Raw genomic sequence first — 14300 nt, 5'->3', positions numbered from 1 at the left:
AGCCCGGATTGTTGTCAGCCAAACAAAACTGATTTGTAACACACAACATGAGCAAAAAGCTCAACACTAAGAGGAACACACAATGCGTACTCAAAAAACAATATTGTCTATGGTAGTTGGGCTGGCTTGTACTCCGGCGATGGCGCAGGCTCAAGGCTCATCAGCAGCAAACTCAGTAGCCGAAGCGATTCAGGAGGCCAGTGTCAGCACCCTATTTCGCTATCGCTATGAGGGTGTGGATCAGGATGGCCTGAGTGAAGATGCCAGCGCCAATACCCTGTTAGGCCGAATCACTGCTACCACCGCCAGCTACAACAACTGGCAGGCTGTAGTAGAGTTTGACTATGTTACCGAATTACTGGACAAGGATTACAACGACACCATCAATGGCAATACGGATTATCCGGTGGTGGCGGACCCCAGTGGTGCTGATCTGAATCAGTCCTATCTGAAATACAGCTCACAGGGCGGCACAGCCGTAACCTTTGGCCGGCAACGTATCAACCACAATAATCAGCGCTTTGTGGGCGGTGTGGCCTGGCGTCAAAACGAGCAAACCTTTGACGGGGTTCGCATTGAATCAAAGGTGGCTGAAAATTTTACCTTAGATTATGCCTGGTCATCCCGGGTGAACCGGATTTTTGGTTCGAAAAGTCCCAATGGCGATCTGGATGCCAGTCTGCATTTGTTTAATGCCGTCTATAGCCCGGCAAAAGGCCATAAACTGGCGGGTTTCATTTATCACATGGATTTTGATGATGCCCTGGCCCTGTCAAACAGCACGGCCGGTATCGACTATAACTACAGCGGAGCCGCGGGCGATATTGGGTATCAGGTGCACCTGAGTTATGCCAGCCAGAAAGACACCGGCGATAATCCGGTGGATTATTCTGCTGATTATTACGCGGTGGATGCCAGTGTTAAGGTGTCTGGCATTACCTTAGCTGCGGGCTTTGAGTCACTGGGTGCTGATAATGGCAAGGGCTTTGTCACGCCGCTGGCCACTCTGCATAAGTTTCAGGGCTGGACTGATAAATTCTTAGGGACACCGGGAGTGGGTATTGAAGATACCTGGTTTAAGCTGGCTACTAACCTGGGGGGCGTGGCCGTTGCCGCCATCTATCATCAGTTTGATGCTGAGCAAGGCAGTGCTGATTTGGGCAGTGAACTGGGCTTAGTGGCCAATTATGGCTTTGCTAAGCATTATAAGCTTACCGCCAAATACGCCAGTTACGATGCTGACAGCCATGCCACAGATACCGACAAAGTCTGGGTGCAACTGGTGGCTAAGTTTTAACAACTTTTGGCAACAAATAAAGCGGGCAGCGATACAGGCTGCCCGTTTATGATTGGCATTTGTGTCGGTTTAACTTTGCAATAGCACAAAGTTAAACCGGTTTTAGTTACTTTTTATCATAACCCGAATACTGCCCCGGTTGTCCTTAAGACCTGCACCATATAAGCCTTGCAGATCATCATTGATGCATAAGAAGAGTTTCCCGGTTTCATCTTTCGGGGTTTGGCTTAGCGCATTCCCCACCAGAAACGGTTGCCCCTGTTCACCAATTTTGCCAATTAAGGCGCCCATGGCTACCTGCGTTAAGGGGTAACCCGGCTGGGTTGCGATAACATTCGGGCAACCATCGGCGTCGTAAAGTTGACCGTTGTGAGTATCCGGGTCGGCCGTCCATAAACCGCTAACCCTGGAGATGGCAACCGTGCTGCCTTGTTTAACCTGGATACCGGTATCAAACCAGGGCTGACTGGCCTGAATACCTGTAAAGGGTGAGTCTCCAACGATCACTTCCAGCAATACCGGATAAGATTGGGTCGGGTTAGCCGGGGGCGGGTTGTAATCCAGTAAAATGTTGGATTCAAAGCGATCGGTAAAGGCAAAGTTATAGGCATCAACATTGGGTACCTTATAGAGTTTCCAGGCCCAGGTATTCCAGAAGTTAGTGACGGGCTTTTTGTTGAATTTCACGTACTGCCAGGCTTTCTCTCCCCAACAGCCTGCTGTGTAGGGGTTATTACCGGAGGTAAACCAGTCCTGAGGAGAGCCTCCAATGGTAGTACCTTTAGTATTGCCCACTGGCCAGGAGGCCGGACATCCCACCAGACCGGCGTTTAATGCCGCGAGTAAATCGGCCACCACCCAACCAAACAGGTCATTTTTCAGGGAGGGGACATCGCCATTCAACAATGTGTTGTGCCCGGTCAGACCCGCAATGGTATAGCCCGCATTCGCACCGTATATGCCTGCTGGCATGCTCAGTGTGGTCCAGCTACTGTCCTGACCACTGCCGGTGAATGCTGATGAGTTCAGCGTTGCTGAAAATGCAGCAAACTTGTTGCTGCTTGCCGCTATCGTCAGGCTGGCGGGTTTAGTTTTCCAGACCGCACTGGCCTGTATGAAGATATTGCGCAATTCTGGTGCGTGTTTGACCGTCACCGTAATGGCCACATTGTTGTTTAAGTTGCTATTACCGGCCGGGATAGTCCAGCTGGTGCCCAGCGCCACACCGGGATCTGCCTGATAATCAGAAATGGTGGCCGAGTAAATGTCGCCCTTATCGTTTGTCAGTAGCGTCAAGTTAGTGCCTGTATGGTTGGGCAACTGCACAACACAGGTTTTATTGGCGCTGCAAGTCAGATTGCCCGACGAAGAAACACTCACAGTGCCATTGGTCAGCAAGTTATCCAGTGAGGTCCCCGTTGGGTCAGTATTCAGGCTATACACCAGATGCAGCAATACTTTTTGTCCTGTCGTAGGAGTCAGCGCTTCGCCCTGGGCGTTTAATGCTGTGGCTTCTACCGGAGCATATATCCCGCTGGCACCTGTATTATGGGTACTGCTCAGGGTTAACCAGCCTTCTTTGACGGCATCGTGGGCGTTGTTAAATTGGGAGACGGTTTTTAGTGAGGTATCTGGTGAGGATTTATACCAGGGTACGCTGATGGTAAAGGGGCTTGCTTTGCTCCCCAGCAGAGGGGTTTTCGTTGGATCGTCGGTGGTGGTGAAACCAGAAAACAGAATGTAGCTGTCCTGACTGATCTGAGTGACCTTACCGCTGGGATAGGTATTGTTCTCAGACTTAATATGGCTGAAGTCCACCGTAAAATTAAACTGTTGTTTTTGATCCGGAATTGCACTCTTACCGGTACCGGAAAAAACGCCAGTCAGTGTTAATGCGGCGGCGTTTTCGCTCAGATACAGTAAGTAATCGGTAAAATCGTGATAGGGGAAAGGGTTGTTTGCCGGATCAGTGTAATAGCTGGCTGGCGCGGCTGCCATTGTCGGGCCTGTGAGTCGGCTTGCGACCATATTGTTTGATGAATTTGTATTCACCGTGGTATCTGGAAACTGCTGACACGGATAAGCGTTGCTGGCCTGGCCAGGGGTTTTGGGTTGTAACAAGGCCTCATAAATGGCCTGACCACTGCCGCCCTGTTTGCTGTTGCTTTCGCTTAGTCGGCCGTTATCACTGGCAAAATCGTAACTCCAAACCTTTAGCGTTATAGGAAAACTAAACCAGTCGATGTCTGTGATATCGGCGTTGTTTCCCGGGATGTCGGTGGTGTTAATGGCTGCTGCGATATAAGGTTCAAAAAAGTCATACAGACTGGAATAGGTACGGCTGGTGGTATCGGAAGGATCGGGTTCACCCCCCGCTTCTTTGTGCAAATCAGCATTGCTGAGGTAAATGCGTCCCCCGGTGTAATGATCCAGAAACACATTAGCATAGTCATTCAAACCGGCGGATGCCGCCTGAGAAGAGGCCCAATACGTTAATGCCTCATCAAAATGGGCGGCCCCTGTTGCATTGGTGGCTTTTAATCCGGTAATCCCGGATAGGGTTTGCGTTAATGGATAGCTTGTGCCGGTAGTAAGGGTTTTTTGATTGCTGCCGCCATAACCATAATATTGCTTCTGACCTAACTGCACTCCGTTCCCGGCAGGCAGGGTAAGATAGAATTGCTCAAGGAATTCATTGTAGGTGAGATCATTGCCGCCATAAGTGAAAACAATGGGGATATAGCCATTTGGATTTTTACTGGTACTCATTAAGGTCCCTCTAATTCAGGTTAAGAAAAGTGACATGACCTGAAGAGTATTAACCTAAATGCTGAAAAATCCACACCGAGCGTAAAAAAGCGCCTGGATTTACATTCCGAAACCTGATTTGGCTGGGTATTGCCGGGCTTTGTTTTGCGCCAGTATCCGGTCTAACTGGTTGGCAAAAGCCTGTTTGTCTTTTTGCGAGTAAGCTGCGGTTTTCCCGGTTTGCTCGCCACTGGCGCGCATGGTGTCCATAAAATCCCGTATGTTAAGACGTTGTCGGATATTTTCCGGGGTGTAAAGTTCGCCTCTGGGATTCAGCGCCTGGGCCTTTTTATCAATGACTTCCGATGCCAGCGGGATATCGGAGGTGATGATTAGATCGCCGGCCTGACAATCATTGACGATCCGGTGGTCGGCAATATCAAAGCCTTTTTCTACCACCACTGAGTGCAGAAAATCCGACCCCGGTAGTTGCGTGTAGCGGTTTGCCACAAAGTAACAGTGTGTTTGTGTGCGGTGCGCCGCCTTACTCAGAATCTCTTTTACCACCACCGGACAGGCGTCGGCATCTACCCATATTTTCATAAATTATTGAATTACCAGGTCTGTGTCCTGAATTTCCTTGCCACGCGGTAATGCATGTCCGGCAATCAGCACTTCTTCGTTATTAAATGATTCTATTGCATTTTTGTTGATGAGGTAAGAACGATGTAAGCGCAAAAACTGTTTCGGCAGTTGCGACTGAGTATCTTTCAGCGAGCTGTATACTACTTTTTTTTCACCGTCTCGCAGGTAGTAAGTCACATAATTGCCCAGTCCTTCAATAAACAAAATATCTGCCAACTGTATTTTGCAGGTGCGCCGCTCGGATTTTACCAGAATAAACTGCGGGGGCTGCGTTGTACTGATGGCCTGTTTTTCCAGCAAGCCGATGTACAACATGAATATTTTTACCGTACCTAAAAGCAGCACTGTAGTATTGATTAAAATGCAATTGCGTACCCAGCCGGACAGGGTCAGGGCGAAACCTTGTTCTGTCGCTAACAACAGCTTTTCGTAAAAGAAATAGCCGAACAGCATTTGCAGTAAACCAGACACCGCGATAAGCAGGGCGTAACCACAGAAAAACCACCGGTATTGGCGCGCCACCAGAAAATGGGGGATCAGCAGGTACAGCATGGCATACGCTGCCATGATGCGCACCGGCATCAGAATAAACTCCAGATAAAATGAGGCGAAATAGCCCAGCTCCGGGCGCATCCAGATATAACTGAACAGCAGGTAGTAACCCAACCAAAAGATCAGATGGGTCAAAAATCGCGAGCCAAACAGATAGAGTTCACTGTAGGTGGGTGCCCAGCGCCAGATGCCAGTCATTTATTTTTATCCTTACACATCAAAAAATCCTGCGTTGGCATAAAAGGCCAAAAAGCATCGCATTCTGATCCTAGTATGAAGGGCCGAATACCGGTGAACAAGCGAATACGATTATTTGCGGAAAAGGAAAGTTAAATGACATTACATCTACTGCTCAAACCCCTTGCTTTGTTTTTGCTGTTGTTAGCGCTCTCCCCCGTCAGTGCTGACATTAATCCTCAGGAACGGCGCGCAAAATGGCATGCCACCTTTAAAGCGGCTCAACCCGTTGGGCGGGAAATAGTCACAATTGACCCGCAGTCAGTATTGAGTGAGGCGGCATTGCAAGTAGGTGATGTGCTGCTGGCAGTGAATGATGAAGTGATTCGCGATGGTGATCAGTGGTGGGACATTATTTACGGACTGCGAGCTGCGACAGAAACCAAACTGACCTATCGCCGGGCGCAACAAGTGCATTCGGTCAGTGTGGTTTTTGAGCCGGTGCCGTTGGAGCAATACGATAGTTTACGCACTGAATATGGCTTTGTTACCTCTGATTATAATATCCGGCAACGCACTATTGTGACCCTACCAGAAAGTGAAGCGCTACTACCTGCCATTTTTGTGGTGGGCGGGCTTAGCTGTTCCAGTATGGAGTATACACCCGGACGACAGTCCAACTTTATTCGCTCGTTGCGCTACCTGGTGGAGCATTCTGACATGATGGTGATGCGAGTGGAAAAACCCGGTGTCGGTGACAGTGAAGGTCGCTGCTCGCAAACCGATTTTTTAACGGAACTCAATGGCTATGAAGTGGCATTAAAAACCTTGCTGGCGGATGCCCGTGTCGACAGAGAAAAGGTAATTGTTTACGGCAGTAGTATGGGCAGTGCACTGGCACCTTATCTGGTCAACAAATATCAACTCAATGGGGTAATCTCTGACGGTACTTTTTATCGCAGTTGGTTTGAACACATGCTGGAAATAGAACGACGTATTCTCACCATGAAAGGCGATGATCAGGCGACAGTAAACGACAAGATAAATCGCGCTTATATCCCTCTGTACTACGGCATGTTAATCGAGAAAAAGAGCTATCAGCAAGTGATTGCACAGTCACCGTTATTGGCTGAACACAACTACCACAGCCCGGCGCATATGTATGGCCGTCCGGTCAGCTTTTATCATCAGATGCAGGACTTTAACTTTGCCGGAGAGTGGGCAAAGTTGGATGCCCCTGCTCGCATCCGTTGGGGTCGCAATGACTGGATCATGTCGGAATACGACATTGATATGCTTGCTCAGGTGCTGGCAGCAAAAGGCCACAATGACTACGAAGTTCTGAAGGTGCCCGGACTGGATCACTGGGATACCCTGCATGACAGTGCGCTGAATTCATTTCAGGGAAAACCCGGTCAATGGAATGAAGCGTTACCACAGCAATTAGTGGATTGGGCCAGGTACATGCAGGACTAAAAAATCTCGCCATAGGCTGGAATTTGGCGGTGTAATCTGCATTAATAATAGCTGGATAATTTAATCTGCCTTTAAGAGTGCATCATGTCTAAGGTTACACCGTTTTCCCCCTGGCACAGGCTTATGCCAATGCTGATTTTCGCCATGATTCTGTTACCGCAAGCATCCGGCGCGGTATCACTGGAAGTTAAACAAAAAAACGGTGATCCGGCGGTTGGTGTCGTGGTGTTATTAAACAATGAGGCGGCGACGGGCGCGAATACCCGCAAAGCTGAAATGGGACAGCGTAAGCGTCAGTTTGATCCGCATGTGTTGGTAGTGCAGAAAGGCTCAACGGTGAGTTTTCCTAATTATGACGATATTAAACACCATATTTACTCGTTTTCATCAGTAAAAACCTTCGAACAGGAATTGTACGAAGGCACCGAGAGTACCCCCGTCACCTTTGAAAAAGCCGGGATCGTTGAATTAGGTTGCAACGTACACGACTGGATGTTGGGTTACATCTACATTGCGGAAACCCCGTTTTTTGGCATGACAGACGAACAGGGGCAGGTCAATATTGGCAATGCCCCGGCAGGTGATTACGAGGTAACTGTCTGGCATCCCCGTATGGAAAACGACAGCCATCGTTTTACTGCTCACACCCGAATTGCACAGACGGTGCTTATCACGTTAGATAGCAACGTGGCTGAAGCGGCAGAAACCGATTTTGATCTGGACTTTGACGACTACTAATCTTCTGTAGGGTTAATCATCTTGTTGGCAAATTCAAACAGGTGTAGTGCCGCCGGGTGTTTGAGTTTGCGCTCTGGTGAGATCAGATAAAAGTCTTCCCGAATATCATTAGTACTGCCGACTATTTCCACCTGAAATTGTTTGGTAACGTGTTCGGCAATGGGAGATGGCGCACAAAATACACCGTAACCTCCCTGACCAAACAGCTTCATCAATGCGCTGTCTTCAAATTCAGCGGCAATGTCTGGCACGATACCCAATCGATCAAACCAGGCGATTAACTCTACCCTCAGTGTTGATTTTTCTCCGGGCAACAGCATGGGGGCCTGGTGCAAAGATAAGGGGAACCCCGCTTGTAAGTTCTCTGCCAGTGACTTTTCCGCAAAAAAGGTCATGCCGGTTTCGCCCACAAAGTGATTGTAAGCTTTAATATTCCCACCCGGCGGCAGTGGTTGGTCTGAAAAAATCAGATCCACTTTATTCAGCGCCAGATCGCCCAGTAAATTTTCTAAATCGCCTTCTTTGCAAACTAATTTCAGGTTTTCATCGTAATCAATGCAGGTGCGGAATAAATCGAATGCCAACACCTTAGGAATGATATCCGTCACACCAATGGTAAATTGCAGCTGGTGCAGGGATTCTTTTTGTTTCAGATTTTGTAACAGCTCAGAGCCAAGACTGAAGATATCCTCTGCATAGCTGTAAACGAACTGACCCTGCTGATTCAGGATTAATCGCTTGCCCTTTCGATCAAACAGCTTTTTACCCAGATAGTCTTCAAAGGTTGCTATCTGACCACTGACAGTTTGTGGTGTCAGGTGCAGTAAGCTGGCGGCGCGCATAATGCTACCTTCACGAGCGGTAACGTAAAAATAGTATAAGTGGTGGTAATTCAGTTGTTGCATCGGAGTCTCGCCAGGCTAATTTATAATCAGAGAATATCTGAATAAAAATTAAAAAGATACGAATATTACGATTCTAAGTTGTATCTGATAATGTCCGCCTGTTTCATCAATAGCGGAGGTTTTATGACTGACGCGGTAAAACGTTTCTTCCAACATGATGCGGCTGGCGGCATCTTGTTGGTCGCGGCGGCTTTCCTGGCCATGGTGATGGCTAACACCCCTTTGCTGGGTGTCTACAAAGGCTTTTTAGAAGTGCCGGTAGTTTTCAAATTTGGCGCCTTTGAAATTGCTAAGCCATTAATTTTGTGGATCAACGACGGTCTGATGGCGATATTTTTCTTTCTGATAGGTCTGGAAATAAAACGCGAAGTGCTGGACGGGCAATTAAAGTCGGTCGAGCAAATTACGTTGCCAGGTGTGGCGGCTATTGCGGGGATACTGTTTCCTGCTCTGATTTATGTTTGGTTTAATTCTGGTGATCCGGTTGCGATGAATGGTTGGGCCATTCCGTCCGCCACAGATATTGCCTTCGCTTTGGGTATTTTTGTGTTATTCGGTAAGGGGTTACCTTTGTCCCTTAAGCTGTTCCTTTTGAGTGTGGCCATCTTTGATGATATCGGGGCCATTGTCATTATTGCCCTGTTTTATTCTGAAAATCTGTCCACTACCTCATTGCTGGTAGCGCTAACCGGACTGGCCGTATTGTTCCTGCTGAATCGCAAAAAAGTGCGTTATCAGGCGGCTTATATCCTGGTGGGGGTCGTGGTCTGGGCGGCAGTACTAAAATCCGGCGTGCACGCCACTTTGGCCGGCTTTGCACTGGCCTGGTTTATCCCATTGAAGGTTAAAAATGCCGATGGTCACCAAATGCTGCCACACCTGGAGCATGCACTGCATCCCTGGGTGTCATTTCTGGTGCTGCCCATTTTTGCCTTTGCCAACGCCGGCGTGAAGGTCCTGGGGGCGACCACCGAAGATCTGCTTAACCCCATAACGTTAGGCATCGCTGCAGGCTTATTCCTGGGTAAGCAAATAGGCATTTTTGGCACCTGTTGGCTGGTGATCAAATTGGGCTGGGCGAAACTGCCCAAAGACGCTAACTGGGCGCAGTTGTATGGCGTGAGTTTGCTGTGCGGTATCGGATTTACCATGAGCTTGTTTATCGGCACCCTGGCGTTTGCCGATCAGGGCCTGGATTACCAACTGAGCGTTAAAGTTGGGGTATTGATGGGCTCATTATTGTCAGCGGTTGTAGGGGCTACCGTGTTGCTGGCTTCAAAACCGCAAGAAGATTATCAACTATCTGGAGCAAAAGTATGACTAAAGGTTTGAAAAGGGGGATGGCCTGTGCAGCCGTTTTGTTGATGAGCAGTGCCAATGCGAAACCCGCGAGCGAGTTTTACGATGACATGAATCGCATGTGCGCTGATACCAACACCCAATCCAGCACCGTATTTATTACCAGTTGTTATCAGTACATTCGGGGCTTTTTGCAAGGTGCCATTCTAACGGATACCGCCATTATGGATGAAATGCAAAATGCCGGGTTTGATACCGGGTTTGCCAACCGGGCCTATCGAACCCGGGTTGGCATCGATAGAAAAAGCGTGCCAGCAACCCTTTATGCCGGCTTTTGTTTACCGGATGATTTGGTGACCCACGAAGTGGTGGTGAATTTGCTGGAAGATGTGCAAAAACGCTTTCAACAGGCGGAAGAGGGGATTCCCAATAACCCACTTTCTGAGCACTTGTATGAACTGCTGAAGCGCCGCCATCCTTGCGCGCAGGAGCCGCAAGCGGTAACGCAGTAACACCAATATGGAGCAGGGTGAGTGCGGTCTCTTGGAGGCCGCCTTCACCAGGGCTTTGCAATTTCTCTCTGTAAATGCAGGTCTATCACTACAGACATTTTTATTGCGCTAATTAGCAGGAATACCCGATTTTGGTTTCGAGACTAAACTTAGGTGAATCTGACACAGCAAAACACGACAGAGAGAACTATGACCCCATTGCTTAAACAAGGCCAAAACATCCTTAATGCAACTCAGGCAGCTGATTTCATTGCGCCGTTATTACTGCGTTTATATCTTGCACCGGTACTTATGCAGGCAGGCTGGAACAAGATGAATCACTGGCAGGATACCGTGGCCTGGTTCGGTAATGCCGATTGGGGTTTGGGTTTGCCAATGCCCGCTGTAATGGCTGCGCTGGCTGTGGGGGCTGAGTTTTTTGGTGCCATTCTTTTACTTATTGGTCTGGCAACCAGACTGGTGGCAATACCGCTAATGGCAACTATGGTGGTGGCGGCGGTTACTGTGCATCTGCAAAACGGTTGGTTGGCGATTGCCGACGCCAGTAGTTGGTTTGCTGATGGTACGATTATGAGCAATCCGGCCATTATGGAAGCCCCCGAAAAGCTGGCCGCCGCTAAATCCCTGTTACAGGAACACGGTAATTATGAATGGCTCACATCCAGCGGCAATTTTGTGATCCTCAACAACGGTATAGAGTTCGCAGCCACCTATTTCATCATGCTGCTAACCCTGTTTTTTATTGGCGGTGGCAGATATATCAGTGCAGATTATTGGTTGAACAAACATCTGACAAAGGTATAAGCCGCCCGAACGTATTTTAAAAAGCGGACTCAAAATCCAGTTTGATACACCTGATTGTATAGCTGAGTCAGCTCCTTGTGCGTGTCTGCTGTGTACCAGTCTAAATGCAACTGCAGGTAATCCCTTTGCTGACTGGCCTGGGCAATGGCCTGATTGAGTCGGGCTGCTAACTTTTCCCCTTGTGGGCCAGGTGAACACATAATGTAGCCGGTTTGGTAGTTATTCAGTTCGGCTACCGAAAAGGAGTAAAGCGGCGTGTCGGCACGCAAACTGGTGCTTTGGTAATGGTGTAACACGTTAGGGTATTCAATAATAAAGTCCACCCGACCGGCCAGCAACATATCCACCATGCCCCGCGCGGTGCCCTGGTCATTACGACGGTAAATGCTGCGGGATGTTTCAGCCTGGCTGATGATGGCATCCACTATATCACCGTAACTTCTGCCCTCCTGGATGCCAAAAACCAACTCATCAGGCAACTGCAACAGTTTCTCAATTTGTACCTGGTGTTGTGCGTTTTGGGTTGCGGCTATTGCATCTTTAATCGCCGGATTTGAAGAGTACAGTCGCTGACCTAAAAACAGCGTTTGCGGTAACCTGGTCATTGCAAAAGTTTCCGTGCGTTGCCGGGTTTTGAGCTTGTTACCGGTACAGGCATTGTTGTGGCTGAGCAAGATGGACTCGGCTCTCAGGTTATTGGCCTGCTGATACTGATAAGGCAGATTGGCTTCTTCGCTGAGCAGATCAAATAAGCGGTTTTCCAGGTTGACCCCGGAAGATGGCTTCGCATTGGGTGCGCTCATTTCGCTGACCCAGATAAGTGTTTGTGCAGCCAGTGCTTTATTGAACAGAAACAGGCATACAATTAAGGTCAGTCTAATTCTTGAATAGGTGATCACAGTACACAGCCAGACGCTTATCCTGGTCATCATAGTGGTCAGCTTTTTAGTTTATCTCAAGTCTTCATTGCATTTTGTGTGCAATAGCCAAAAAATTACCACTGCAAAGTGGAAGGTGCTGCACTGGTAGAACCAAAGTATAATATTTAATCTATGGTGCAGCGTGTAAGCTCTTATTATCTAAGAGGGTTTAATCATGCTGTCAGGTAGCGCATTAGCGCAAAAAACATCGATACTTCCAAAAATATTAGTGGTAGACGATCAACATAGTGAATCACTGTTGGTGGCTGACGTGTTAAGTCCGCTGGCCAGTATTATGACTGCCAGTGATGGTGACGAAGCCTTTGAGTTATGCCTGACGGGAAAACCCGACCTGGTGGTGATGGACATTGAGATGCCCAGAGTGGATGGAGTTTCTGCCTGTCGCAACATTAAACACCACGAAGCTACAGCAGAAACGCCGGTGATGTTTCTGAGCGCCAGCAATGACATTGCGATTGAGCGCCAGTGCTGGGAAGTCGGTTGTACCGATTATTTGTGCAAACCCGTTGAGCGAGACATAGTGCAATACCGGGTGAAATTGCAATTGTCGTTAAAACAGCACTTGCAGGAACTTCGGCGTATAACCTGCTTTAATACCCACTCTATGTTAAAGAACATGTCCTGGTTTGATTGTCTGCTGGAAAATCAATTGCAAATTTCCGCTCGCAGAGAACTCCCGCTCTCGCTGTTATGCATAGAAATCGACAATGTAGAGGACATTATCAATCAACTTGGCTATCGCCAATATGATATCTGGGTAACCGGGTTGAACCGGCTACTCGAATCTCTCTCTGTAAGCCGCAATCACGTGGTGATCAGAGCGACCCGTAATCGCTTTTATTGTTTGTATCCTGAATCTGCAGAAGAGTCCGCCCGACATATGGCCTTTATGTTGTTTCAACAGGTATACAACAAAGATGCGTTGCAGTTGTCGTGCTTTTCCCAAAACATTGAACTCAAAGTTTGCGCCTTAACTAACTATGCGGTAAAAACCCGCGCTAATGAGTTATTGTCGACCGTCAACAAGGTCTTGCAAGACATGGCAGACAGAGGCATTGCCCGGGGAATGTGCAGCAGCGTCAAGCGCCGGGATGCCCCCCTGTTTGAACCGCTCTTTCAGGCGATTTTGTAACCGGCCCGTTGGTAATTTTTTTACAGACAGTGCTGACAAATATCTATTCTGCAGCTAGCTTTATGAGACAAAGCAGCACTATTCAGACTGTGCTAAACCCCTGTTGCTGCTCCAAAAGACCAGTATGAGATGAGCCCTTTTTATGGTTTCCAGTAAAAAATACAATATCTTGGTTATTGATGATGATCCTGCCGTTACGGATCTCATTTGTGAGTCCTTAGGCGATGATTACAACATGTTTGTAGCTTTAGCCGGCGCTGAAGGCATAGTGTTGGCCACGCAAAAAATACCGCCGGATTTGATCATACTGGATATCAATTTGCCAGGTAAGGATGGGCACATGGTGGCCCAGCAGCTGTGCCAAAATGAATGTACCAAAGGTATCCCGATTGTTTTTGTCACCGGGCTGCGCGATGACAACGAAGTGGTTAAATCCTACGAGGTCGGCGGTGTTGATTTGGTGTTTAAGCCGCTCAATATTCGGGTGTTAAAAGAAAAAGTCAAAGCACACCTGCGCTATCATATCACCCGTAAGGAGTTGGCACAGCGTTGTGTCACCGATTCCATTACCCATCTACAGAATACAAGGGGCTTTAACAGCCACTTCAATAATCTTTGGTTAACCGCCAGGGTGCTAAATCAGGTAGTTTCACTGACCTTCATCAGTCTGGACAACGTGGATTTTTTACCCAGGTACCAAGGTATAAATAACCGTGAGGATTTTCTGCACGTATTCGCCAAAAAGCTGGCATTTGCCTTTGAAGGGGTACACTGCGAAATAGCCCGGTACTTTGGCTACACCTTTGCTGTGTCTGCGTTGGATAAATCGCCGGAGCAATTACAGCACATTTTACAGACATTAATGCACACCATTACCCATGGCACACCTGATGTGGGTCACTGTCAGGATGCTGAACTGATTGCCAGTATTGGCATTGCAGCCGGATTAGTGTCTGATTATTCAAGCTCAGAAGGCTTAAAGCTGGCGGCTGACAAAGCCTGGTTGCAATCCAGGCAGGAGAATATTGAAAAATGCGGGATCGTGTTGACGATTGGCACCTGATCCCGGAACAG

13 protein-coding genes are annotated in these 14300 nt (G+C 48.2%); 8 read left to right on the top strand and 5 right to left on the bottom strand.

Translation table 11 applies throughout. The annotated features are described in order from the left end of the window. Positions 1-82: 82 nt before the first annotated feature. Entirely contained in the window at positions 83-1297 is a 1215-nt protein-coding gene (locus AC0J20_RS03375; protein ID WP_473020607.1) for an alginate export family protein, read from the top strand. Between the two features lie 102 nt (positions 1298-1399). Here AC0J20_RS03375 and AC0J20_RS03370 read toward each other — a convergent pair whose 3' ends face one another. From AC0J20_RS03370 to AC0J20_RS03360, 3 genes are all read right to left on the bottom strand, one after another. Continuing rightward, positions 1400-4066, bottom strand: coding sequence for a hypothetical protein (locus AC0J20_RS03370; RefSeq protein ID WP_473020606.1), 2667 nt, complete (start codon positions 4064-4066; stop codon positions 1400-1402). A 99-nt stretch (positions 4067-4165) separates the two neighbouring features. Continuing rightward, positions 4166-4648: a YaiI/YqxD family protein gene (locus tag AC0J20_RS03365; protein ID WP_473020605.1), complete on the bottom strand. Its 483-nt coding sequence runs from the start codon at positions 4646-4648 to the stop codon at positions 4166-4168. A gap of 3 nt (positions 4649-4651) precedes the next feature. Continuing rightward, positions 4652-5440 (bottom strand): LytR/AlgR family response regulator transcription factor, encoded by a 789-nt coding sequence (locus AC0J20_RS03360; protein ID WP_473020604.1) that lies wholly within the window; start codon positions 5438-5440, stop codon positions 4652-4654. 135 nt (positions 5441-5575) lie between these two features. Between AC0J20_RS03360 and AC0J20_RS03355 the strand changes: the two genes are divergently transcribed. Both AC0J20_RS03355 and AC0J20_RS03350 read left to right on the top strand, forming a co-directional pair. Continuing rightward, a complete protein-coding gene (locus AC0J20_RS03355) occupies positions 5576-6895 on the top strand; it encodes an alpha/beta hydrolase (RefSeq protein WP_473020603.1) in 1320 nt (439 codons plus the stop codon). Positions 6896-6979: 84 nt separating this feature from the next. Continuing rightward, on the top strand, positions 6980-7633 hold the full coding sequence (locus tag AC0J20_RS03350) for a methylamine utilization protein (RefSeq protein WP_473020602.1): 654 nt from the start codon (positions 6980-6982) through the stop codon (positions 7631-7633). On the opposite strand, the gene nhaR is transcribed toward AC0J20_RS03350, so the two are convergent. Continuing rightward, on the bottom strand, positions 7630-8538 hold the full coding sequence (gene nhaR / locus AC0J20_RS03345) for a transcriptional activator NhaR (protein ID WP_473020601.1): 909 nt from the start codon (positions 8536-8538) through the stop codon (positions 7630-7632). The two genes, AC0J20_RS03350 and nhaR, sit on opposite strands and share 4 nt — an antisense overlap. Positions 8539-8661: 123 nt before the next feature. Here nhaR and nhaA point away from each other — a divergent pair, with 123 nt between their 5' ends. From nhaA to AC0J20_RS03330, 3 genes are all read left to right on the top strand, one after another. Beyond that, complete coding sequence (gene nhaA, locus AC0J20_RS03340; protein ID WP_473020600.1) at positions 8662-9858, top strand: Na+/H+ antiporter NhaA; 1197 nt, start codon at positions 8662-8664, stop codon at positions 9856-9858. Then, entirely contained in the window at positions 9855-10349 is a 495-nt protein-coding gene (locus AC0J20_RS03335) for a hypothetical protein (protein WP_473020599.1), read from the top strand. Before nhaA ends, AC0J20_RS03335 begins: the two co-directional genes overlap by 4 nt. Before the next feature lie 189 nt (positions 10350-10538). Continuing rightward, on the top strand, positions 10539-11153 hold the full coding sequence (locus tag AC0J20_RS03330) for an HvfX family Cu-binding RiPP maturation protein (RefSeq protein ID WP_473020598.1): 615 nt from the start codon (positions 10539-10541) through the stop codon (positions 11151-11153). Between the two features lie 29 nt (positions 11154-11182). Here the strand turns inward: AC0J20_RS03330 and AC0J20_RS03325 are convergent, their stop codons facing one another. After that, positions 11183-12085: a hypothetical protein gene (locus tag AC0J20_RS03325; RefSeq protein ID WP_473020597.1), complete on the bottom strand. Its 903-nt coding sequence runs from the start codon at positions 12083-12085 to the stop codon at positions 11183-11185. Between the two features lie 163 nt (positions 12086-12248). Here AC0J20_RS03325 and AC0J20_RS03320 point away from each other — a divergent pair, with 163 nt between their 5' ends. Together AC0J20_RS03320 and AC0J20_RS03315 are read left to right on the top strand one after the other, a co-directional pair. After that, positions 12249-13226, top strand: coding sequence for a response regulator (locus tag AC0J20_RS03320; RefSeq protein WP_473020596.1), 978 nt, complete (start codon positions 12249-12251; stop codon positions 13224-13226). Between the two features lie 142 nt (positions 13227-13368). After that, positions 13369-14289 carry a response regulator gene (locus AC0J20_RS03315; protein WP_473020595.1) on the top strand — a complete coding sequence of 307 codons (921 nt, stop codon included), beginning with the start codon at positions 13369-13371 and terminating at the stop codon, positions 14287-14289. Positions 14290-14300 lie beyond the last annotated feature (11 nt).

The organism is Planctobacterium sp. R6 (genome assembly GCF_055755215.1).
This window is presented reverse-complemented; position numbering and strand designations above follow the sequence as displayed.